At 62.8% G+C, this 18,903-nt stretch carries 23 protein-coding genes and 4 pseudogenes; 4 read left to right on the plus strand and 23 right to left on the minus strand.

Annotated elements, in window-relative coordinates:
- Nucleotides 1-362: 362 nt before the first annotated feature.
- The 7 genes and pseudogenes from QNJ43_RS16140 to QNJ43_RS16170 form a co-directional block, all read right to left on the minus strand.
- Complete coding sequence (locus QNJ43_RS16140; protein WP_300471636.1) at nucleotides 363-2,909, minus strand: response regulator; 2,547 nt, start codon at nucleotides 2,907-2,909, stop codon at nucleotides 363-365.
- Nucleotides 2,910-3,165: 256 nt separating this feature from the next.
- Nucleotides 3,166-4,263 (minus strand): annotated as a pseudogene (locus tag QNJ43_RS16145) (flagellar type III secretion system protein FlhB).
- 9 nt (nucleotides 4,264-4,272) lie between these two features.
- Nucleotides 4,273-5,025 (minus strand): flagellar biosynthetic protein FliR, encoded by a 753-nt coding sequence (locus QNJ43_RS16150; protein WP_300471637.1) that lies wholly within the window; start codon nucleotides 5,023-5,025, stop codon nucleotides 4,273-4,275.
- Between the two features lie 10 nt (nucleotides 5,026-5,035).
- A pseudogene (locus QNJ43_RS16155) lies at nucleotides 5,036-5,315 on the minus strand (flagellar biosynthetic protein FliQ).
- 266 nt (nucleotides 5,316-5,581) lie between these two features.
- The gene (locus tag QNJ43_RS16160) at nucleotides 5,582-5,896 is read right to left on the minus strand and encodes a flagellar hook-basal body complex protein FliE (RefSeq protein WP_300471638.1); all 315 of its coding nucleotides are present in this window, start codon (nucleotides 5,894-5,896) and stop codon (nucleotides 5,582-5,584) included.
- Nucleotides 5,897-6,007: 111 nt separating this feature from the next.
- On the minus strand, nucleotides 6,008-6,418 hold the full coding sequence (gene flgC, locus QNJ43_RS16165; RefSeq protein WP_300471639.1) for a flagellar basal body rod protein FlgC: 411 nt from the start codon (nucleotides 6,416-6,418) through the stop codon (nucleotides 6,008-6,010).
- Between the two features lie 15 nt (nucleotides 6,419-6,433).
- Nucleotides 6,434-6,835: a flagellar basal-body rod protein FlgB gene (locus QNJ43_RS16170; protein WP_300471640.1), complete on the minus strand. Its 402-nt coding sequence runs from the start codon at nucleotides 6,833-6,835 to the stop codon at nucleotides 6,434-6,436.
- 586 nt (nucleotides 6,836-7,421) lie between these two features.
- Here QNJ43_RS16170 and QNJ43_RS16175 point away from each other — a divergent pair.
- Nucleotides 7,422-7,541 (plus strand): annotated as a pseudogene (locus QNJ43_RS16175) (hypothetical protein); the annotation flags it as partial.
- A 107-nt stretch (nucleotides 7,542-7,648) separates the two neighbouring features.
- Here the strand turns inward: QNJ43_RS16175 and QNJ43_RS16180 are convergent.
- On the minus strand, nucleotides 7,649-8,365 hold the full coding sequence (locus QNJ43_RS16180; protein ID WP_300471701.1) for a hypothetical protein: 717 nt from the start codon (nucleotides 8,363-8,365) through the stop codon (nucleotides 7,649-7,651).
- Between the two features lie 94 nt (nucleotides 8,366-8,459).
- Between QNJ43_RS16180 and QNJ43_RS16185 the strand changes: the two genes are divergently transcribed.
- The 3 genes from QNJ43_RS16185 (at nucleotide 8,460) to fliP (ending at nucleotide 10,042) form a co-directional block, all read left to right on the plus strand.
- Complete coding sequence (locus QNJ43_RS16185) at nucleotides 8,460-8,747, plus strand: hypothetical protein (protein WP_300471641.1); 288 nt, start codon at nucleotides 8,460-8,462, stop codon at nucleotides 8,745-8,747.
- A gap of 369 nt (nucleotides 8,748-9,116) precedes the next feature.
- Nucleotides 9,117-9,311, plus strand: a complete 195-nt coding sequence (locus tag QNJ43_RS16190; RefSeq protein ID WP_300471642.1) for a hypothetical protein — start codon at nucleotides 9,117-9,119, stop codon at nucleotides 9,309-9,311.
- Complete coding sequence (fliP, locus tag QNJ43_RS16195; RefSeq protein WP_300471643.1) at nucleotides 9,308-10,042, plus strand: flagellar type III secretion system pore protein FliP; 735 nt, start codon at nucleotides 9,308-9,310, stop codon at nucleotides 10,040-10,042. The genes QNJ43_RS16190 and fliP overlap by 4 nt, the downstream gene beginning before the upstream one ends.
- A gap of 31 nt (nucleotides 10,043-10,073) precedes the next feature.
- On the opposite strand, the gene QNJ43_RS16200 is transcribed toward fliP, so the two are convergent.
- The 15 genes and pseudogenes from QNJ43_RS16200 to QNJ43_RS16270 all read right to left on the minus strand — a co-directional run bounded on the left by QNJ43_RS16200 (nucleotide 10,074) and on the right by QNJ43_RS16270 (nucleotide 18,751).
- The gene (locus QNJ43_RS16200; RefSeq protein ID WP_300471644.1) at nucleotides 10,074-10,394 is read right to left on the minus strand and encodes a hypothetical protein; all 321 of its coding nucleotides are present in this window, start codon (nucleotides 10,392-10,394) and stop codon (nucleotides 10,074-10,076) included.
- 6 nt (nucleotides 10,395-10,400) lie between these two features.
- On the minus strand, nucleotides 10,401-10,781 hold the full coding sequence (locus QNJ43_RS16205; protein ID WP_300471645.1) for an MFS transporter: 381 nt from the start codon (nucleotides 10,779-10,781) through the stop codon (nucleotides 10,401-10,403).
- Nucleotides 10,751-11,224: a hypothetical protein gene (locus QNJ43_RS16210; protein ID WP_300471646.1), complete on the minus strand. Its 474-nt coding sequence runs from the start codon at nucleotides 11,222-11,224 to the stop codon at nucleotides 10,751-10,753. The genes QNJ43_RS16205 and QNJ43_RS16210 overlap by 31 nt, the downstream gene beginning before the upstream one ends.
- A gap of 338 nt (nucleotides 11,225-11,562) precedes the next feature.
- Nucleotides 11,563-12,414, minus strand: a complete 852-nt coding sequence (locus QNJ43_RS16215) for a hypothetical protein (RefSeq protein WP_300471647.1) — start codon at nucleotides 12,412-12,414, stop codon at nucleotides 11,563-11,565.
- 6 nt (nucleotides 12,415-12,420) lie between these two features.
- Complete coding sequence (locus QNJ43_RS16220) at nucleotides 12,421-12,846, minus strand: hypothetical protein (protein ID WP_300471648.1); 426 nt, start codon at nucleotides 12,844-12,846, stop codon at nucleotides 12,421-12,423.
- Between the two features lie 33 nt (nucleotides 12,847-12,879).
- Complete coding sequence (locus QNJ43_RS16225) at nucleotides 12,880-13,293, minus strand: hypothetical protein (RefSeq protein ID WP_300471649.1); 414 nt, start codon at nucleotides 13,291-13,293, stop codon at nucleotides 12,880-12,882.
- An 11-nt stretch (nucleotides 13,294-13,304) separates the two neighbouring features.
- A complete protein-coding gene (locus QNJ43_RS16230) occupies nucleotides 13,305-13,496 on the minus strand; it encodes a hypothetical protein (protein WP_300471650.1) in 192 nt (63 codons plus the stop codon).
- Nucleotides 13,484-13,792 carry a hypothetical protein gene (locus QNJ43_RS16235; protein WP_300471651.1) on the minus strand — a complete coding sequence of 103 codons (309 nt, stop codon included), beginning with the start codon at nucleotides 13,790-13,792 and terminating at the stop codon, nucleotides 13,484-13,486. Before QNJ43_RS16235 ends, QNJ43_RS16230 begins: the two co-directional genes overlap by 13 nt.
- A gap of 17 nt (nucleotides 13,793-13,809) precedes the next feature.
- Nucleotides 13,810-14,367, minus strand: a complete 558-nt coding sequence (locus tag QNJ43_RS16240) for a hypothetical protein (RefSeq protein WP_300471652.1) — start codon at nucleotides 14,365-14,367, stop codon at nucleotides 13,810-13,812.
- Nucleotides 14,368-14,493: 126 nt separating this feature from the next.
- Entirely contained in the window at nucleotides 14,494-15,312 is an 819-nt protein-coding gene (locus QNJ43_RS16245) for a hypothetical protein (RefSeq protein ID WP_300471653.1), read from the minus strand.
- A 433-nt stretch (nucleotides 15,313-15,745) separates the two neighbouring features.
- Nucleotides 15,746-16,318 (minus strand): hypothetical protein, encoded by a 573-nt coding sequence (locus QNJ43_RS16250; protein ID WP_300471654.1) that lies wholly within the window; start codon nucleotides 16,316-16,318, stop codon nucleotides 15,746-15,748.
- A 49-nt stretch (nucleotides 16,319-16,367) separates the two neighbouring features.
- A complete protein-coding gene (locus QNJ43_RS16255; RefSeq protein ID WP_300471655.1) occupies nucleotides 16,368-16,526 on the minus strand; it encodes a hypothetical protein in 159 nt (52 codons plus the stop codon).
- Nucleotides 16,523-17,068, minus strand: coding sequence for a DUF6468 domain-containing protein (locus QNJ43_RS16260; RefSeq protein WP_300471656.1), 546 nt, complete (start codon nucleotides 17,066-17,068; stop codon nucleotides 16,523-16,525). The genes QNJ43_RS16255 and QNJ43_RS16260 overlap by 4 nt, the downstream gene beginning before the upstream one ends.
- A pseudogene (locus QNJ43_RS16265) lies at nucleotides 17,065-18,221 on the minus strand (flagellar motor switch protein FliM). Before QNJ43_RS16265 ends, QNJ43_RS16260 begins: the two are co-directional and overlap by 4 nt.
- 38 nt (nucleotides 18,222-18,259) lie before the next feature.
- On the minus strand, nucleotides 18,260-18,751 hold the full coding sequence (locus tag QNJ43_RS16270) for a flagellar basal body-associated FliL family protein (protein ID WP_300471657.1): 492 nt from the start codon (nucleotides 18,749-18,751) through the stop codon (nucleotides 18,260-18,262).
- Nucleotides 18,752-18,903 lie beyond the last annotated feature (152 nt).

Below are 18,903 nucleotides of genomic sequence, written 5' to 3' on the forward strand. Positions count from 1 at the left end.
GTACATACGAAAATTATAGGAAATATATAAATTATATTTACTTGATGTGACAACAATTCATATTGGAATGTAAGACGGTTCCCTCCCCACCTTTCCGCTCCCTCCGTCGTCATCCCCGGCTTCGTCCGGGGGATCCAGCACTCTCCGCGCATGCCACTGCCCGCTGGATTACCCGGACGAGCCGGGCAATGACGAAGGAGAGTCATGGTCGTAGCGGGCAGATTGTCGACGAGCGAACCGGAACGGGGAACCCTGACGCACAAAGGCCCCGGCTCCATCATCTGGCAGCACGAGGTCCTCGCAGTCCGCATATCCATCCCGGACGCACGATGCGCGCGTCCGGATCTCTGCCACGTTTCGTCCTAATCCAACGACAGCGCGTCCTTCACCGCCGTCGCCAGTTCCTTCAGCGAAAAGGGCTTGGGCAGGAACGAGAATTTCTCGTTCTCCGGCAGGTTTTTCTCGAAGGCACCTTCCGCGTAGCCGGAAATGAAGATGATCTTCAGATCGGGCCGCGTCTTGCGCAATTCGCGAAGGAGGCTTGGCCCGTCCATTTCCGGCATGACCACGTCGGACACCACCAGATCGACACCGCCCTCCGTTTCCTCCATCACGGCCAGCGCCTCGGTGCCCGACCCCGCTTCGTGCACGGTGTAGCCGCGCGAGGCCAGAGCACGGGCCGCGAACGCCCTCACCGCTTCCTCGTCCTCCACCAGCAGAATGGAGGCGGAACCGGTCAGATCGGTCATCGGGCTTTCGCTCACCACTTCCTTGGCCACCTTCGGCTCTTCGGAAATGTGGCGCGGCAGGAAGATGCGGAAGGTCATGCCCTCGCCCTGAACCGAGGAGGGATAGATGTAGCCACCCGTCTGCTTGATAATGCCGTAAACGGTAGAAAGCCCCAGCCCCGTGCCCTTGCCCACCTCCTTGGTGGAGAAGAACGGGTCGAAGATCTTTTCCATGATGTCGGGCGAAATGCCGGTACCGGTATCGGTCACCTCGATCAGCACGTAATTGCCGTCCGGCATGCCGCGCGTATCGTCGAAAGAGTGCGAGGTTTCCTCATCCACATTGCTGGTGCGGATGGTCAGCCGTCCGCCTTCAGGCATGGCGTCGCGCGCATTGACCGCCAAGTTGACCACCACCTGCTCAAGCTGGTTCTGGTCGGCCATGACCGGCCACAGATCGCGCCCGTGCACCACCTTCAGTTCCACCTTCTCGCCCAGCAGCCGGTCGAGCAGGATGGAGAGATCGGCCAGAACGTCGTTGAGCGCCAATTCCTTCGGCCGCAGCGTCTGGCGACGCGAGAAGGCCAGCAACTGACGCACCAGACCGGCGGCCCGGTTGGCGTTCTGCTTGATGTTCATGATGTCCTGGAAGGACGGATCGGTCGGCCGGTGATTGGCCAGCAGCAGATCGGAAAAGCCGATAATGGCCGTCAGCACGTTGTTGAAGTCGTGCGCCACACCACCGGCCAGATGGCCGATCGCCTGCATCTTCTGGCTCTGAGCGAACTGGGCCTCAAGCGCGCGTTGCTTGGTCGTCTCCAGTGCGTAGACGATGGCCGCCTCGCCGTCCCCATCCCCATCCTCGACCGCGGAGAGATAGAAGGTCGCCGAGCGTTCGCCGTCATGGGACAGCTCGATATCCATCGGATGGATCTCGCTGCGCCCTTCGGCCGCCGCCTCGAGCGCCGCCGACAGCGCCTCGCGGCCGCTGGGCGCAACGAAATCGGTGAGCTGACGCGGTCCGCCGTTCTCCTCGCCGCCTTCCGGCTTGCCGAGCAAACGCAGGAACGGAGCGTTCGAGCGCACCACCCGGCCGTCGCGATCGACCGAGGCAATGGCAATCGGCGTGTTGTTGAAGAAGCGCGCAAACCGCACTTCGGCGGCCCGGAGCGCTTCCTGCGCCTCTTCGCCCGGCGAGCGGTTAAGAACCAGCGTGCGGCTTTCCCCGGCAAGCCCGTCCGCCCCGAAAGGCACCCGGTGCAACAGCCGCACCGGCACGGTCTTGCCCTGGCGCGTGACCAAATCGAGATCGATCGTTTCCGATTTGACGTCGCCCGGCTGGCCCGAAATCGAATGGATCAGCTCCGCCCCGTCGCCGCGCACGATATCGGACAGCGACAGCGCGCCCGCCTCGAACTGGGCGAGGTCGTGCCCCAGCCAGTCGGCCAGCGTCGCGTTCAGATAGACGATGCGCCCCTGCCCGTCCGCAGAAAAGAAGCCCGCAGGCGCATGGTCAAGGAAGTTGATGACCCGCTGCAATTCCTGGAAGGAGGATTCCTGCTCCACCCGGTCGCGGGTGATGTCGGCCACCAGCCACATCGTACAAGTGCGCGCGCCGCCCTGATCGTCCACTTCCAGCGGCCGAACGCGGATGCGATACCAGCGCGCAGTGCCCTCCGGCTGACCGATCGGGTGCGGCAGGCGCACTTCTTCCTGCACGCGCACACCGCTCTTTGTCGCCTGCGACAGGCGGAAGATCGCATCCGCCGCATCCGGATCGCGGGCAAAGACGCGCTCCACCGTGCGCACATCCCCCGGCCCGTTGGTGCCGGTGAGATCTGCATAGGCTTCGTTGGCGTAGATGATCCGGCCGGACTTGTCGGTGATGACCGTGCCGATGTCGTTGGTGTCGATGAACGCCTGGGCGATCGAATTGGCGCGGCTCTTGGAGGAGAAGCGCAACAGCCCGATGGTGCCCGCAAACAGACAGAAAACGCCGACCACCGCCAGCAGTCCCAGAAGCCCCAGCACGTAGGGCTCGGCCTGTTCTCGGCTCATCACCACAATCGCACCGGCCGCCACCACAAGGCCCAGCGCCAGCAACACGAGCAGACCAATGCTGCCCGAACGCTCGGAACGGTCGATCACCGGTCCAGACGGTCGCAAGGAGGGTTCGCTCATGGCCGCTCGTTCTCCTGAAGCCCACGTTTCAGCTTGCTGCTGGCCCGCATTCCGCTGGCCGGCTGTCGGCAGGCTCAATCCTTCAAAGTCATGACATCCGATCCGCAACAGCGGGATCGCTGACGCGCCTTATGTATTGATATGCGGGCGCGAAGCTGACGGATACCACGATTCCCGGCAAATCCATGCTCCGTCCCCCAAAAGCAGCCCCGCCTGGCCTCTGACTGCGCCGAAAGGTCACTTGATCCACGAAAGATCACCTGAACCGCGAAAGGTCACTGGGCCCGCCAGGATTCTTCTTGCGCATGCGCAAAACATAGCCGATCACCTCCGCAACTGCGCGGAAATGCTCTTCCGGGATTTTCTGGTCGATTTCCATCTGGGCAAACAGCGTGCGCGCCAGCGGCGGGTTTTCGACGATCGGCACATTCGAGGCCTTGGCGATCTCGCGGATCTTGAAGGCGAACTGATCGGCGGCCTTGGCAACGCAGAGCAGCGCCTGCATGCCGTTTTCGTATTCGAGCTCGACGGCGCGAAGTGGGTCGGGTTGGGGATCACCACGGTGGCCTGCGGAACGGCGGTCATCATGCGCTTGCGCGCCCGCTCCATGCGGATCTGACGGATGCCGCCCCTTCACTATCGGGTCGCCTTCCGACTGCTTGTACTCGTCCTTGATTTCCTGAACGGTCATCTTCTGGCGCTCGTACCACTTGTGGCGCTGTCAGAGATAATCGCCCGCCGCCGCCACGGCCATCAGCGCGATGATGGCTCCCAGCAGCATCAGCGAGATCTCGCGCGTTTCCGGCAGGATCATCACCGCATCGCGCATCACCAGCATGTCAAGTTCGTCGCGCATCGGCCACAGCACCGCGAACATCAGCGCACCCACGGCAAAGATCTTAATGACGCCCTTGGCGAAGTTGACGAGACTGTCCTTGGAGAAGATCCGCTTGGCGCCCGACAACGGCGAGATCTTCGACAGTTTCGGCTTCATGTTCTCCGCCGACCAGACGAAGCGGTGCTGCACCATGTTTCCCGCGATCGCCAGCACGACGAGAAACAGGAACGGCAGACCGACCGCGCCGATGATCATCATGCCGGAGGTGTAGAACAGCTGGCGCACCCCGCCGAGATCGACGGGCATCTGCCACAGGTTCGCCAGGATGCCCGCCATGCCGCGGCCGAGTTTCTCGGCGATCGAGGGGGCGAACATGGCGACGATGAGCGCCGCCCCCACCAGTGAGAACCAAGTCGACACTTCCTGGTTCTTGGCGACATCGCCGCGCTTGAGGGCGTCGTCGAGGTTCTTTTGTGTCGGGTCTTCCGTTTTTTCTGATTGATCGCTCTCTGCCATCCCCGCCCCCTATCGAACAATGAACTGGCCGAGGACCCGCTCGATATGGTCCATGTACCAGGTCATCAGGGTTGCGAGCAGGAGCATCAGGATCGCGATGCCAAAGAAGATGTTGGCGGGCATCGCGATGAAGAAGATATGCATTTGCGGCCTCAGTCGGTTGAGCAGGCCGAGGCCGAAATAGAAGATGAGATCGAACACCATGAACGGCGCGGAGACACGCATGCCGATGGAAAAGGCCGACGCCACCGTATCCACCGCACTTTCCGCCAGATCGCCCACCGGCATCCAGTGGCCGGGCGGAAACAGGATGAAGCTGTCATTGAGCGCGGCGATGACGAGATAGTGCATATTCGCCGCAAAGATCAGCGTCACCGCCAGCAGCGAGAGGAAATTGGCGAACAGCACGCCCTGTTGCGACTGCGAGGGATCTAAGGCCATGGCCATAGCCATGCTCGACTGCTGGGCGATGATCGTGCCCGCGATCTGAATGCCGGCCATGATCAGGAGCACTGACAGGCCGACGACGAACTCGCTGGCGAACATCACCATCAGCGCACCAAAATTGCCCGGCACCACCGTCGGATAGCGCCCGGCCAGCAGCTGATAGAGCAGGATGGCCAGAAGCAGCGCCATGGAAAGACGGATACGATCGGGAATGTTGGATTCGCCGAGAGCCGGAAGCAGCAGCCTCATCGTGCCGAGACGCGCGAAGATAAGCATGAACAGCAGAGCGATCTGGGGCAGAACAGCGACGCTCACAGAAGCCTCCTCACCCCTGAATGATCAGCGCCATGATCTGTTTCATGTACGCCGCCAGCGCCTGCCCCATGAACGGCAGCACCAGCATCAGCGTCAGAAAGATCGCGAAAATTTTCGGAACGAAGACCAGGGTCATTTCCTGGATTTGCGTCAGTGCCTGGAACAGCGCTACGATCAGGCCGACGCCGAGCCCGACGACCATCACAGAGGTCAGCATCCACAGAGGTCAGCATCTTGATCAGGACCCAGAGGCCTTCCCGGCCGATATCGAGCACTTCCGGTCCGTTCACGATCAACCTACCCAGTTCGAAACGCCATCTTCCGGCCAGATGCGCCATCGGTTGCCTATCGAAGATTAACGGCCGTTTACCATCTCCGGCAAAGATCTTTAGCTGAGTCGGAGCGAGATGTACGCCGCTGCGACATGAACGCCGGAGAGATGAACAAACACCTTTCCGATGAGGATACGACCGGCTCCGCCAAGTGCCGTCCCGAAGATGGGGCGACGGACACGCGCCCAATCCTTCGCGCGCCTTACTCCGACGACGTCATGCCGTCAGATCGACATCCGCATGATTTCCTCATAGGCGGAGATCACCTTGTCGCGCACCGAGACCATCGTCTGCAGGGCAACCTCCGTTTCCGAGACGGCGGTGACCACGTCGACCACGTTGGCCTTACCGTTCAGCATCTCCACCGTCTTGTGGTCGGCCTTGTTGCCCTGCTCGACAACGCCCTCCACCGCGAACTTGACCATGTCGCCGAAATTCGGAGACGTGACGTTCTCGCCCGGCATTTTGAACTGAGAACCCTGACCGGCAAGCTTAGCCGCGTTCTGGTAGGCATTGTCTGCCATCGAAGGGAGTGTCATGGCCTTGTCGTCCGTTTTCGGGGTGAGGGCATCCGGCGTGGCCGCTTTTGCGACCGACGGGCGTCAGTATTCAGTCATTCAAGATCAGACGTCGGGATCCGGCGCGAAAACTCAGGCGCTGAGGATCTCGATGTTCCGCTGCAGCATGCGCCGCGTCGACTTGATCACCTTGAGGTTCACCTCGTAGGAGCGCTGCGCCTCGCGCATGTCCACGGTCTCGATCAGCGTGTCGACATTGGGCAGCTGGACGTTGCCGTTCTCATCGGCGGCCGGATTGCCCGACTCGTAGCGAACCTTGAAGTCCGACGTGCCTTCCTGGATGCGACCGAGCTGCACCGTCTCTGCGTCCAACTCGCGATCGAACTTGGACTTGAAGGTCGCGATCTTGCGCCGGTAGGGATCCTCGTCCGGCGTGCGGCCGACGGAATCGACGTTAGCGATGTTTTCCGGGATGACCCGCATGCGCCCGTTCTGGACCTTCAGGACCAAGGCCGCGATCATCAGCGACTTGACGAAATCCATGATCCTCTCCCCTCGCTAGTTTTTGCCGATTGCGGTCTTGAGGAGACCGAGGCCGCGCGAATAGAGCGTCGTGGCCGCCTGATAATCCATCTGGTTGGCAGTGACCTTCATCATTTGCTCTTCCAGCACGACAGAGTTGTCGTCCGGCGTGACCTCGAAGGACCCGACCTTCTTGCCGTCGCCAAACCCGCGGGAACTGAACGCCCGCATGTGCCCCGGCTCGGTCACCGCCTGCACCACCGGCTCCACGCCGGTGTCGTTGAGCGAATCATTGAACTTCGGAGCCTTGAGATCCTGCCCCAGGTAGCCGGGCGCACCGGCGTTCGCGACATTCTCCGAAAGAATGCCCTGGCGCTCCTGATGCCACTGCATCTTGGTCTTCAGCGCCTGGAAGACGGAAATATCGGAAATGCCCACGGGGCTGCTCCTTACGCTGGGCGAGAGCTGTTAACGCTTGGAACATATTGCCGTCTCTAAGGTTAACGAGATGTTAACGCCGTTAAGATTTCGCTAACCACGGATTGGCGCAATTCCACGCCTTTTTACGTAGCCACCCAACGGCAGACGTCTATCCAGAATGTTTCTAACCGGCAATATTTCCCATTTCTAACCGCCCTGTCGACACACCCTGATTCCACCTGTTCGCAACTGCAGGGCGAGCGTGCAGGATGGGAGGCAGCGACTCGCAGGGTATAAATGCGCACCCGCGCGTCCATTCGCGAGGAAGGATCGCTTCGTCCGACAATTTCGCCAGAGGTAGGATTTTGCTCGAAAACGGGACAAAGCGACGCCAAGATTGTAAGAGAAACTCCGAATAGGATGCGGCGCTGATTCAGGCCGCTGCGTACAGACGCACAACGGGCAGCGTAAAAACGACAGTGAGGACTTAATGAACAACTGGCTGGAGGAGGCATTCAACCTCGACCCCAGCTTTGCCCGAGGGGTGCAATTCGTCATCGCCCTGCTGATCGTTCTGGGGCTCAACGCGATTTTCATCTGGATCATGCGACGCATTTCCGGCGGTGGGATCGGGCGCGCTCCGCGCAACCGGCAGCCGCGCATCGCCGTCATGGACCATGCCGCGCTGGATGCGCGCCGCCGGCTGATTCTGATCCGGCGCGACAACATCGAACACCTGCTGCTCGTCGGCGGCCCTTCGGACGTGGTCGTGGAACAGAACATCGTGCGCGGCCAGCCCACCGCCGGGTATTCCCGCATCGGCCAGGACCATCAGCCGCAGCACCAGCCCCACATGGCGCCGCAGCACATGGAGCCACCGCAGGCCACCCCGGCGCCCCACGCGCGCCGACCGCCGAAGCGCCACATTACGCCCAGCGCCCGCAGCAACAGCCGCAACCGCCCCGGCCCCAGGTCATGCCGCCGCATCCGGGCGACACGACTCATCAGGGATATCCGGGCGCGATGCGCCAGCCTGCGGCTCCCGAGGTCGGGCGCCGTGCGGAGATGCATCGCGCAGCGACTCCGGAAACAGCCTGACATGAGCCGACACAGCATGAACCGCTCCGGCACGAGGCTGTCCACCACGCAAAACCGGCGAAACCGGAAGCACCGCTGGCAGCGGAGAAGGAAGAGATCCAGCCGCGCAAGCGCCTGTGGCCGTTCGACGCACAGCAGCACAAGACGGCAGTCGAAGAGCCCGCCGACAAGCCCGCAGCAGATACGGGACGCGGCGTGGGCATGATGCGCGCCGGTTCCGCCGTTGCCGGAGCCGCACAGGCCGTCGCCCGCTTCCGCACCGGTTTTGCGGAAAAGCGTGCCGCAACTGAAACGCCGTCGACGCCGGAAGCACCTGCACAGACCGGCCGCGCGCCCACCGGACAGCCGAACCCTGCGCCCCGACAAGCTCATGAACCGGCACCTGCGCCGCAACCCCGCCCCCATGTGCGGGCCGAGGCCCCGGCAGAGCCGAAGCACGAGCCGCATCATGAGGCTCGCCCGGAACCTCGTCACGAGCTTCGGCCGGTGCCCGCATTCGGGACGCTAAACCAGCCCTATCGCCCAGCACGGCAACGGCAACGGATTGCACGGAACAACGGCGGAGAACGGCAAGCGCGATCACCGTCAGGAACCGCGCTTAGAGGAGATGCCCCGCAGCATGCCCCGGCCGGTAAAGGTCGACGTGCCGATCCCCGCGCCCGCCGCCAAGGCTCCCACGCCCGCGGTGAGCGCTCCGGTTCAGGAGCCGCTGCACGCGCAGGAGCCCGCACCCGAGGCCAAGGCAGCCCCTGAGACTCCGAAAGAGGCTCCGGTCGAAAAGTCGGCAGCCGAGCCGAAGGTGGAAACTGCGAAGATCGAGGCCCCGAAGTAGGCTCCAGCTGAAAGGCATGCGCCGTCGGCCGGTGATCTCGATATCACCGCAAGCCTTGAGGAAGCGCTTCTCGGCCCCGCACCGGAGCCCGCGAAGGCCCCCGAGCCTTGCAAAGGCAGAGGCAGCCGCGCCTTCGAACGGACAGAAGGCGCCGGAGCCGAAGAACGGCAAGACTGAGGAAAAGGCCGGGAAGGCAGAGGCCGCAAAGGCGGAAGAGCCGAAGGCTGAGGCAGCACCGGAAGCCTGGCAAAGGCCGAGCCGCAGGAACAGCCTCAGAAGGCTCCTGAGGCGCCGGAAGCCGCCGCCGCGAAGGAGAGCGCCGCAGACGCCAAGGCGGAAACGCCCGAGGTCAAGGCGCCCGAAGCCAAGGTGGAAGAGGCCAAGCCGGAGCAATCTGCCGCCCCGGCCGAAAAGCCCGTCAAGGCCGCTCCTGCCGACAAGACGCCGTCGGAAGCTCAGGTCGATGACGAGAACACCGGTCTGTCCGAAGATGTCACCATCGACACGATCGAGGAAGAAATGACCAAGCTCATGAAGGAGATCGGCGGAAACTCGAAGTCATGATCGAACTGCGTGGCGGCCGGATCGCTCGACCGACCGTGATTGCGATTGCGGTGCCCAAGGGGTCACGATCAACTTCGACGACAACACGACGCTCACGGAACGCGCGGTTCAGGGTTCAGCTCGTCGCGCTCCTCACCGTCCTGAGCTTTGCTCCCTCGATCCTCGTCATGGTGACCAGCTTCACGCGGATCATCGTTGTGCTCTCGCTTCTGCGCTCGGCCATCGGTCTGCAGACCGCGCCGCCGAACTCGGTGATGATCAGCCTCGCGCTGTTTCTCATCGCCTTCATCATGGCGCCCACCTTCCAGACGACCTACGAGACCGGCGTGCAACCGCTTGTCGCCGGGGAGATCGATTTCGAGCAAGCTTTCGAGCGCTCCGCCGTACCCTTCCATGCCTTCATGCGCGCCAATGTGTGCGAGAAGGATCTGGAGCTCTTCATAGAGATGGCCAATCAAGAACCGCCCGACCGGCCGGAAGAGCTGTCGCTACTCATTCTGGTACCCGCCTTCATGATCGGCGAACTACGCCGCGCCTTCGAAATCGGCTTCCTGCTCTATCTGCCGTTCCTGATCATCGACCTGGTCATCGCCTCGGTGCTGATGTCGATGGGCATGATGATGCTGCCGCCGGTGGTGATCTCGCTGCCGTTCAAGCTGATCTTCTTCGTGCTGGTCAACGGCTGCAACCTGATCGCGGAAAGCCTCGTGAGGTCGTTCATAGGAGGGTGAGCCGCCCGTTCGGCTCCCCCACCTCCTCTCCTCAGTTCGCCTTCGGATGCGGCACGGACACGGCGATCATGCCGCTTGCCAGCATCACCAAGGCAGCGCCCGAAAGAATGGCGAAGCCCATCCCCCACATGCCCGACCACTGGTGCAGCCAGCCGACGATCGCCGGACTGACCGAGGCCACCGTGTAGCCAAGCCCCTGCACGAAGGACGAAAGCGGACGATTGTCCTGAAGGTAGACGGCGCGCTCCATGACGAACACGAAGACCACGACAAACCCGCCACAGCTGCCGAAGTCGCCGAAGATCGTCCACAAGAGCCACAGATGAGGCGCGAGATAGGTTCCCGCCGACATCAGGAATCAACTCCCCGCCACCACCACGAACAGCGACCTGTTGGACAGGTGCAGCTTCGAGGAGAGCCAGGGAACCCCGAAGCACCCCAGAAAGTCGAGCATCTGGAAGAGCGATTCCGCTATGCCCGCATTGGTCGTGCTGACCCCAGCAGTTCCGGTGAGAAACACTGGCAACCAGGCCGTCAACCCGTAGAACATGAAGGTTTGACAGGCGAACGCCACCGCCAGCAGCCAGGCGGCGAGACGACGGGCCGGCGAGAGCGCGGCCTGGCGTTCCTTTTCCTCCCGGGATGTCGCCGCCGACTTGTCGCTTTCCTTGTCGGCGTCGGTCTTGGAGGGCTCTGACGGCACGCCGATCAACCAGTTCTTCGCGATCCACAACCCCACGCCCACGACCGCCAGGATCGCCCAGAACGCCATGGAGAACCGCCATCCGGTGAAATGGCCATCGGCACGGTCAGGGCCGACGTCAATGTCGCTCCCAGGCTCATCGCGGAGACGAGAACCGCCGTCATGATGCTGTGGAAGCGCTGGAAGTCGCGCGCGATGACCTGAAGGACGACGATATTGCCGAAGGTCAGCGCCATGCCGATCACCAACGTACCCGCCATCGCCATCGAGATCCCGTCCACCGAGCGCAGGATCGATCCGAGAACGACGCCCCACAGGGTGACGAAGATTGCCTGTTCGATTGAAATGCGGCGCAGGACAAAGGCCGCCAGCGGCGTTCCGATACCGAAGCAGAGCACCGGCAGCGTGGTGAGAAAGCCCGCCACCGCCTGATTGATGCCGAGATCGCTCTGCAATTGCGAGATGATCGACGGGAGCAACGTCAAAGGCCCCCTGAGATTGGCGGCCAGCGTGAAGAACGCGAGAAGAAGGAGAATCCTGTGCGCGACGCTGAGCGTCGCGCCGGATCTAGGGCCGGTCGTGTCTGAAGAAGATGCGTCAGATGGGGCGTCGGCAGGATTGGCAGATGATATGAGATCGTATTCCGAACAGGGCGCAGCCGAACGCGCCGCGACCCCGTCTAACCGGCGCCCACTCCCCCGTTGTGTCCGTGCATACGTGTTTGTTGTCTGAACCTATGGTCCAAACACGCAAGACTTGCAAATATTGCTGATTTGTTTCCGGTTTCCGGGGCCTTGCGACCGCCAGTTCCCCGCCCTCAGGAGGCGTTCGCTCCCGCCTGGGCCATGCCGACATTGGCATCGTTGGTGCGGTCGGAATTCAGGTAGTGGCGACGATATTCGGCGAGGAAGCTCTCCATCGTGTTCACCGCCGCGATGTTCTTCACCACGCTCGTGAATTCCACGCCCTTGGCATCGATCGGGCGGGTCACGACCTCGAACGCAGCCCCGCTCGGGCTGTTCGACATTTTCGAAACGTATTTGGACCGCAACCGATCGAGCCCAAGCTGATCCTCGGCGAAGGAATAGGCAATGGCCGAGCGCAGGATATCCAGCCGCTCCTGATCCTCCAGCGGGATGTCGTCGGCCCAGCGCACGCCGTGCATGCGCTCAAGCTGCTCGCCCGCCTTCTGCCATTGCTTCGACTGCCACAGCGTATCGGCCCGCAGCCGGTCGACCTCCGGACCACGCAGATTGGAGATCAGCTCCATGGAGAGATCCGCCTGGCCGGCATCTGCCAGCGCCCGCGCTTCCACCAGACGGCGCTGACAGTCGAGCGTTTCCGGCAGTTGCGCCTGCCGGGTGCGGTTGAGGACCGCAAGCGCCTGTTCGGGCTGACGATCGAACAGATAGACGAGCGCGAGGTCGGCGGCAATCTGGGCGCGCGCCACGCCCTTCAACCGGTGATCGACCTGATATTGCAGAAGCTCGACTGCCTGATCGAACAGATCAACCGAGATCAGCCGGTCGGCAAGACGGCGCACCATCTCGTCGCCGTCTGAGCCGATCGGCGTCAGTTCGCGGAAATCGTAGTAGAGCGCCAGCACATCGATCGGCTCCAGTTCGTCCGCCTTGCCGTCAAGAAAAAGGGACCAGAAGACGGCGTGCATCTCCTCCTACAGGAACCGCGTGGTCTGGGCGTTCGACGCCGCCTCCACCGCAGAACACATCGCCTCGAAGGCCTCGCGATAATCGCCGTTCTGCGCGGGAAGCTGGGCGAGGAAGCACAGCGCCTTCAGTTCGGTCTCGTCACCGCGCCGGATCGTCATCAGCCCTTCCAGACGCTTCTTGGCTTCCTCCGCATCGACGCCCCCGTCGCGGTAGCGGATCCGCAGCGCGCGGTAGGTCGCCTCAGCCGCACGCGGCCGGTCGGAGGAGCGGGCAACGATATCGAAGGCCCGAAGCGCCTCTTCCGAGCACCCCGCCGCATCCGCCACCCGCCCGCGCAGCACGTCGTAACGCGCGGCCTGAGACCTGCTCAGCGTAGTAGGATCCAGTTCGGACAGGAAACCCGAAGCGGTGCCGAAATCGTTCAGTTCCACCAGCACCTTGGCGTCTGCGAGATTGAACTCGGCTTAGAATTTCGGCGGATAGTTGGCGATCACCGTCTGCGCGGAGGGAATGGCAACGCGCGCATCCGCCCATTTGTTCAGCGCGACATCGGCCATCATCCGCCACACCGCGGCGTCGGGACTGTCTTCCAGAATGGGCTGCTCGAGATATTCCAACGCATCCTTGGACCGTGCGGCCATGACATTCGCCGCCCCGCCGGTGAGATTGTACACTGCGTCGTTGGCAATGGCCGGGTTATCGCTCTTCACGAGATCGAGCAAGCCGAGCGCTTCGGCCGCGAAATTGTTCGCCACCTGAAACTGGGCGAGATCGAGCCGGACGGGATCGCGCTCGCCTTCCGGCAGGGACGCCAGCGCCGGTTCACGGCGGCGCAACTCTCGTGCACGTATTCGGTCGTGGTCGGCGCCACCAGCCACATCAGGTCGCCTTAGCTCGGCGCCGTCATCTGATCGCCGTTGCCCAGATACGCCCCTCGACGCGCATTCGTGCCCGAAAGGGACAACCCGCCGTCCTTGCGCTGGACGATGACGTCATCGCCGGAAAAGACGACCTCCAGATCATCGACATGGGGAACCATCGCCGGACCGTACGCCGAGGACAGCGTCTTCAGCTCCACCATCGACTGGCCCTTGAGCAAGCCGCGTGCCGGACCGAACCCGGTGACCACCTCGATCTTGTCGCCGTCTCGGGATCGACGAGCACATGGTGAGCGACCGGCTGGCCGAAGGGAATGCGCAGGATCGAGCCACCGTTGCCACGCATGTTGCGCTGAACCTCAAGCGGCTTAGACGGCTCCAAGATCATTTCGCCGATGGTCAGGACCCAGCCCGCGCCATCCGTGCCCACTGTCGTCAGAACCCGGTCGGACAACTGGATGAGCAGCGCCTGCCAGCCCTCATGCTCCTCGATCTCCATGGAGGTCGACGTTCCCTTCAGCGCGGTGCGCGCAGCACCCAGATCGATGGGAACTTTGGTATCGAAGACCAGCCACGGCGGAAGACGGCGGAGGACACCGGATCCAGGAACGGGAAGACGACCCGGACCGTATCCCCGATCCGCCGCGCCTCGATGCTGACGAAATTGCGGATTTCCGCGAACTGATCCTCATTGACGAGTTCGGGATTGGGCCGCGCGGCAGGCAGGTTGACGGGCGGCGAAGCGGCCTTGTTTTCCTGCGGGAACGTGTTCTGGTCGATAAGCTTGGATATATCGTTGCCCGACGGCGTCTCCGTTGCCTGATCGGGCGCGGCCGCAGGCGCACTCGCCGGCTCGTTGGCGGCCGTGACGGTCGGTTCGGGTACCTTCGGGGTCTCGGGCGTGGGCGTCATCGGCTCGGCCGCAGGCGCTTCAGGCTGCTGTGCAGTCGCTTCGCTCGGTTGCTCAGCCGGTTGCGCAGGCGCGGCCGGTGCGGTCGCAACCTCGCTCGGGGCAGCCTGAGGAACGGCAGTTTCGGCGGCCACTTCGGCACGATCCAGCTTGGGTTCCAGCATTCCACGCCCAGCGTTGCTGCTAACAGCAGGAGACGGTGCAGGCGGCGTTACCTGAGCTTGGGCCAGTGCGGAAGCAGGAGCAGGCGTTTCGGCGGCCTGCGGCTGGGCAGGCGTTTCCGGCTGCTGCTACGGCGCGGTCTCGTCGACGGCCAGTGCGGCATCGTCAGCAAAACGCGCGATGGCCGGTTCCTCGGGGTCCCTCGCCGTCTCCATGATCGGCGGCGGCGGGTCGTTGTCGATACCCGAGGCGGAGATCACTTCCTTCGCCCCGCGGGGCACACCGTCGGAAAGAACGGCCGACACCTTGGAATTGACGGGATCGACCGGCCCGGTCTGACCGCGCACCACGTCGAGCACGTAATTGTTGCCCTCCCGAAACGCGCGGATATCGACGGCAGGGTCGGCGCGCAGCAGGAAGTTCAGCCGATCCTGGGCCGTGAAGGCCGTGACATCGACCAAGCCCGGCGGCAGATGAACCTTGAGGTCAGAAATATCGATATCGACCGCGTGGTTGAACAGGACCTTGACCAGATCCCCCTCGCGCACGAACTGGGAATCGAAGGACACCGTCCACTCGAAGACGAGGCGCGTGAAGATCGGATGTTCGCCCACGCGCAGGTCGACGCGCGGCAGCGTGCGATTGTCGAGCGCGGTCTGCTCCAGTTCGCGCAGTTTCTTCATCGCCTCTTCCGCACGGCTGGCCAGTTCCCTGACCGCATCGTCCGGCAGGCTCGGCGGCATGCCCGTCCAGTTCGAGGGCAGCACGTCGACGAAAAGCTTCTCCCCCGCTTCCATCGTGTTGATGCGCGCATCGCTCGACAGTGCCAGCCGCAGGCCGGAGCCGTCCGGATCGAGCCGGGCGACGGACACATAGGTCGACAGGGCGCTGTTGATCGAACCCTGCACGCGCAGATCGACGGGGTCGGGGGACGTTATGCGCAGCACGCCGCTGGCAATGCGCGCGTCATAGGTGGGCAGCAGCGTGCGGTCGTGGAAGGTGATGACGATCCGGCCGTAGCCGTTTTCCTGACTTGCCCGAATGTCCGCGACCGGGCGGTCGGCGGCATGTGCGCCCGAGCTTAAGGCCAGACCGAACGTCAGGCCGAAGATCAGAACGGTTCTGCCAGAAGGAGGAGGAAGGAGGCAACGAGGCCTAGCAGGCGGCGATGGCCCGCATCCATTGCCGACATCAGCGAAAGCGAAACTCCACGCGCGCGACGGTCGCCGGAATTCGGCGCTCCATCATGGCTTCGCAACACGGGTGAACGCTCCGTCATGCACACTCAATCCATAGCCCGGAACCCCGCCTCGATCCGTCATCTTATGCAAGCGGGCTTAACATGCCGTTACAACAACCATCCAAAGTTGCGACAACCGGCTAGTTGCCGCGGATTTTGGGCAGGCTTTCCATCGAGGTGGTAGAGCCTTCAGGCTGGCCGACGGCCAGCTGGATCGTGAGCCGTTCCGCCACTTCGGGTTTCATCTTCGCCATGATGTCGGCCACCTTGGCCGGCTTCATCGCGCGTGCAACCTTGACGAGCATGGTCAGATCCAGCCGGTCGAAGATGCGTGCCACATCCTTGGCCCGCATGGATTCGTACATACGCGCCAGGGTCTTGAACTCTTCTTCCTTTTTCTCCTCTTTTTCGTCGACGGCAGCACCGATGCGCTCTTCCAGCTCCTTCAGTTCGCTGACGCGCTTTTCGATACTTTCCTCCGCCGCTTTCAGAAAATCCTCGCGCAGCTGCTGGTGTGCTTCGCGTTCATCCAGTTCCTTGCGCCGGGCGTGAAGGCGTTCGAGCACCACGCGTTCCGAGCGCGACCGTCCGAGATCAGATCCCTGAATGACCGTGCCATCGACCGGCAATTGTCCATTACCCATGCCCGCCACATCGCCGCTGTCGGGAAGCGTGCCGTCCGCTGCCGGCATATCCGCAGGCGCATCCGGCATTGCGCCATCGGCACCCGCCGCATCATCCGGGAGCGGTTGCGTCTCTCCATCACCAGCCGACGCCGGATCCGCTCCCGGCACCCTGCGCCGATGCTTCCAGCACCGGGCTCAGCGCGAAACCGGACATGGTGACGATGCCGATACCCTTGAACACCAGCAGCGCACCCGTCGCCAGGAAGACCAGATGAAGGAGACGCAGTCTGCTCAAGCCGCCCGCTCCCCGTTACGCTGACGGAAACGCTCCAGCCGCGCCGCAGCTTCCGCAGCCGCAGCCCGCGGATCCTGGGCGGAGATGGATTTCGGCAGCTGCGAAGCCGTGGCCGTCGCATCGCCCGGGGCGCGCGCCTCGCGAGCGCCGTGGGCCGGGGTTCCCTGGGCCGGGGCGCGATGCGCACTCGCGGCACTCACCGCCCCCGCCTGCCCGGCGGCTTCGGCGATCTGCGTAATGCGAGACAGCACGGACTCGCCGGTATCGAGCTGACGCTCCAGTTCGGCGGAAAGCCGCTCGGCCTGGCTGAGACGCTCCGCGAGCGTGCTGTCGCACTCTGCAGCCGTCGTCTTGAGACCGAGGATCGCCCGCTTGGCGATTTCCGTGGTGGTGATCAGTTCCGAAATCGTCGCCCGCAACGCCTGCTCATCGGAGCACAAACGCTTCAACCGGCGGTTCAGAACCGCGCAATAGGCGATGGTCAGCACGAAGAGGACGGCAACGAAGCTTTCGATGACCAGGCCGAGGGGAAGATGGCTCACGACGACTCCATGTCCTTCTGCATCGCCTTCTCGAAGGCGGAAAGTGTCATTTTCGGCTTGCGCAGACCGCGGCTGACCGCGATCGCGATGTTGTCTTCCACTCGGCCGAGATGGCCTTCAGATAGCGGCACGTTACCGGCCTTGATGGTCACCAGATCCTGCGGGCTGAGGTCGAACATCAGCGTGTCGCCGAGTTCCAGCTTCATGATCCGGCTGATCGGCCCTTCCGTCTCGTAGAGCACCGCATCGACCTCGATCTCCGCGGCGTGGATCTCCGTTGCCAGATGGCCTTCCCACGTCGCATCGCGGCCAAACTTTTCGCCCATGAACTGCTGCAACAGCAGATCGCGGATCGGCTCCACCGTCGCGTACGGGATCATTATCTCGATCTTGTCGCCACGATCCTCCATGTCGATACGTAGCTCGACGAGGATGGCCGCGTTGGCAGGACGCGAAATGGCTGCGAAGCGGGGATTGGTCTCCAGCCGCTCCAGATTGAAATGAACCGGCGACAGCGGCGCGAAGGCAAGCTAGGCATCCACCAGAATGATTTCCATCATCCGCCGGACCAGATTGATCTCGATGGTGGTGTAGGGCCGCCCTTCCACCCGCACTGACGCACCGCCGCGCCCGCCGCCCAGAAGCCGTCCCATTCCTCCGTCTTGAAAACGGTGAGGATGGCCGGCAGCGGGATGGAGTTCAGATAATCGCCGAAACGCACCGAAGTGATGTAATCGAGCGATACCTCGACGTTGTCGGAAGTGAAGTTGCACAAGGAGGTCGTGGTCAGCCGCACTAGGCGGTCGAACACGATTTCCAGCATCGGCAAGCGTTCGTAGGACACCATCGACGAGTTGATCAGCGCGCGGATGCCGCTGGTCTCGCCCGAAATCGTGTCCTCGATGTTGAAGCCGAGGAGGTTGTCGATTTCTTCCTGGTTCAGGATTCGGTCGGCGCCGCGCGAGGCGGTTTCGAGTTCCGGCTCGCTCTGATCGACCATGGAGGCCCAGTGCGCCGCCATGTCGTCGGCGCTGCTGGCGCCCTGTTCCTCAAGGGCCGCCCCCCATGCAGCCGCCAGATCATCGTCTTCCGAATCCCCTCCGCCCTGTTCGGCGAGCGCATCGCCCCAGGCCGCGTCCAGGTCTTCGGTCATCAGGCCGTCGTCGTCTTCGTCGGCCATGATATTCGTTCCTACTGGACCAGGATTTCCTTGAAGAGAACGCCGTCGACGCGCGCCGGATAGACGGCCACGTTGATGCGTCTCAACAATTCTTCCTTGAGCCGGCACAGACCGGCGGAACCTTCCAGATCGGTCGGACGCAACTCGCGCAGGTACACCTGAAAGACATCCATAACGCGCGGCAGGAAAGGCTCGATCTGGTTAGCCACTTCCCTGTCGGCCACTTCGAGCGACACGCGAACCTTGAGGTAGGCTGCCTGCCCCTGCGTGGCGAGATTCACCGTCACTTCCGGCAAATCGTAGAAATAGATTTCCTTTTGCGGAACGAATTCGGAATCGCCGTCGCTGCCTGCCGGCCGCTCGGCCGTCGTGGTCTCGCCACCGCCGATCGCCAACAGCACCACCACTACGGCAGCGATGAGGATGATCTTCTTCTTTTTGGACGGCGCTCCGCCGTCGGCAGCGACCTCTTGTTCGGTCGCGCCCTGTCCCGCACCAGACATTAATGGTTCCCCGCCGTGTTGTCGACGCGCATTGCTCCTCGTGCGTCCGCGTTCCCATTCAAGGCCACAATGGTTAACGAATGGTTTCTAAATCATTGCTGTAGTGTCCCGTATGGGGTCTCGGGAGCGTTTTCCTCAAGGCAGAAAAAGAG

This window comes from Breoghania sp., from assembly GCF_030066895.1.
Lineage (GTDB): Bacteria > Pseudomonadota > Alphaproteobacteria > Rhizobiales > Stappiaceae > Breoghania.